Below are 2,802 nucleotides of genomic sequence, written 5' to 3'. Positions count from 1 at the left end.
GCAGGAGGCTCCGCGCACCCCCCGGCCTCCTCGGACGCCCGAACCGGCCGACTCGCCCGACCCGCCCTCGCCGGGGGGCTAACCGACCAGGGAGCCGGCGAGCGGCTCCGTCTTGCGCGGGGCGCGGTCTGCGTACCGGTCCACGTACTCCTGGCCGCTCAGCTGCATGATCTCGTACATCAACCGATCGGTGAACGAGCGCAGCAGGAGCGGGTCCGAGACGGCGTCGCCCGGCACCCAGAGGGGCGCCCCGAACCGGACGGCGACCCGGCCGGACATCCGAGGCATCTTCGCGTCCTTGGGCATGATCTCGCGGGTCCCGTCGAGACCCACCGGCACGACGGGGACGTTGGCCCGCAGCGCCATGCGGGCCGGTCCGGTCTTGCCCCGGTACAGCCGCCCGTCCGGGGACCTCGTCCCCTCGGGGTAGATGCCTAGCAGACCTCCCGCCGTCAGCACGCGGACCCCCGACTCGAGGGCGGCCTGCGCCTTCTCCGAGTCCTGCCTGCGCACCGGGATCTGGCCCACGGTGTCGAAGAACCACCGCGTCTTCCACGAGTCCCAGTACTCCGCCTTGGCCAGGTACGTGACCCGGCGCGGCACGACCAGCGGGATGAAGAACGAGTCGAGGAACGAGATGTGGTTCGCGGCGAGGATGGCCGAGCCGGTCCTAGGCACGTTGTCGAGCCCGACCACCTCGAGGTCGTACGCCCCACGCATCAACGCGCCGAGGACCACCTTCAGGCCACGGTAGGCCGCCCGGCTGTATGCCGGGAACAGAGCCTCGACCGGTTCGCGCACCGCCTCACCCGCCTCTTGGCTTCTACACCCCGCATGTAGTATGCCGCGCGTGGCCAGGTACCTGCCCGCCTCGGGGCACGACGCGGGAGACGCGAGAGCGCGGATCCGCCCGATCATGCGCGCCCTCGACCGCGAGTACCGCGAGACGGAGACCGCCCTGCACTTCCGCAACCCGTTCGAGCTCCTCATCTCCGTGATCATGTCGGCGCAGACGACCGACGACACGGTGAACCGGGTGACCCCCGCGCTGTTCGAGCGCTACCCGACGCCGGCCGACCTCGCCGCCGCGGACCCGGGGGAGGTCGAGGCGCTCATCAAGCCGACGGGCTTCTTCCGCCAGAAGACCCGGGCCATCATCGGCTGCGCCCGGAAGCTGGTCGAGGATCACGGCGGCGAGGTGCCGCGGACGATGGAGGAGCTGACCGCGCTCCCGGGAGCCGCGCGCAAGACGGCCAACGTCGTCATGGCCAACCTCTGGCCCGGGACCGGGCACGGCATCTTCGTCGACACCCACGTGCGCCGGACCAGCCAGCGCCTGGCGCTCACCCCCAGCGACGACCCCGTGAAGATCGAGCGGGACCTGATGGACCTGATCCCGGCGAGACGGTGGCACGACATCCCCCACAAGCTGATCCTGCTCGGACGGGGCCCGTGCGACGCCCGGTCGCCCGACCACGAGGGGTGTCCCCTCCTCCGCTGGTGCCCGACCGGCCAGGCCGTCGTGGGCCCCGCGATCCGGCGCCCGCGACGTCAGTCGTAGCCGGGCAGCAGGGGGCGGACGACGTCCTGGAGGGAGGTCCCCGCCACCTCCATCACCTCCGGGTACGCACGGACGACCGGCTTCCCGGCGATGGGGACCGGCGCGGCCGTGGACGCCCACAGCACCACTTCGGCCGGCATCGCGGCGAGCGTCTCGGCGAGGTCCTCCTGCTCGGCCCCCGTGCGTCCCATCGACGGCACCACCGGACCGATATGCGGGTGGCGCCGGAGGACCTCGGCCACCGCACCGACGGCGAAGGGGCGCGGATCGATCACCCGGCACGCCCAGCGGCGGGCGACCACGGCTCCCGCGCCCGCCGTGTGGCCACCGAGGACGAGGGCGGACCAATCCTCCACGACCGCCACGTCGCGTCGTCGCAGGCGCATCCCCTCCGGCACGCCCACGGGCATGTCCGCGAGCGTGACGGAGGCCCCCGGGTTGCGGTCGGCGATGGCGCGCTCCCATGCGTTCACGAGGTCCGGCGGCGCGGTGTCGCTCTTGGCGATCACCACGGCGTCCGCGGCGGCGATCCGCAGCTCGGCCTGGTCGGTCGGCGGCTTGAACGCATCGACCACCACCACGCTCATGCGCGGCCGCACCCATGGACGGGCCGCTCCCCCACCGTCCCACACCACGACCGGGGCGAGCTCGGCCGCCCCGGCGAGCATGGGCTCGGGCTCGGTGCCGGAGACGACGGGAGCCCCCATCGCCAGGACGGGAGCGAGCTCCTCTGCCTCGTCGAGGGGTCCGTCCCCCAGGCCGTCCGTCCCCCGCACCACCCGGACCTCGGCGAGCGATGGCCACCCGAGCAGGGTCGCGACGGGGTGGCGCAGGACCGCCACCTGCACACCAGACATCCGCAGTATCCGCGCCAGCTTGGCGACGACCGGGGTCTTGCCGACTCCGGTGCCCGGACCGCTCACGGCGAGGACTCGGACCCCTTCCGGGGGTTCGACCTGCTCCGGCTCCCGTTCGACGAGCGGGAGACGGTGGGCGGCCGCCCATGTCCGGACCGTCTCCCGCGTCGGATCCTCCGCCTCGACGAGCAGCACGCCCGTCGCGCCCCCAGGACCCTCCAGCCCGTCCACCGGCACCACGGGGATGCCACGCCAGGCGGCCTCCCCCGCCGCCCCCTCGACGGCCAGCGCCGATACGGGCTCGCCGAGCCTGGACGCGGCCACGATCGCCGCGCCGCCCTCGCCAGCAACCACCCAACCCATGTGGTCCACCCCGTCTACGAT

General features: G+C 73.3%; 3 protein-coding genes. 1 reads left to right on the top strand and 2 read right to left on the bottom strand.

Annotated features, from left to right (window positions below; genetic code table 11):
* Positions 1–78: 78 nt before the first annotated feature.
* On the bottom strand, positions 79–801 hold the full coding sequence (locus tag VM840_09620; protein HVL81836.1) for a lysophospholipid acyltransferase family protein: 723 nt from the start codon (positions 799–801) through the stop codon (positions 79–81).
* Between the two features lie 49 nt (positions 802–850).
* Between VM840_09620 and nth the strand changes: the two genes are divergently transcribed.
* Positions 851–1,561 (top strand): endonuclease III, encoded by a 711-nt coding sequence (nth, locus tag VM840_09615; protein ID HVL81835.1) that lies wholly within the window; start codon positions 851–853, stop codon positions 1,559–1,561.
* Here the strand turns inward: nth and VM840_09610 are convergent.
* Positions 1,552–2,802 (bottom strand): hypothetical protein (locus VM840_09610; GenBank protein HVL81834.1); only part of this gene is annotated, 1,251 nt, incomplete at its 5' end. The two genes, nth and VM840_09610, sit on opposite strands and share 10 nt — an antisense overlap.

This window comes from Actinomycetota bacterium (genome assembly GCA_035540895.1).
Taxonomy (GTDB): domain Bacteria; phylum Actinomycetota; class JAICYB01; order JAICYB01; family JAICYB01; genus DATLFR01.
The sequence above is the reverse complement of the archived record's forward strand: the minus strand, read 5'-3'. Positions and strand labels throughout refer to the sequence as shown.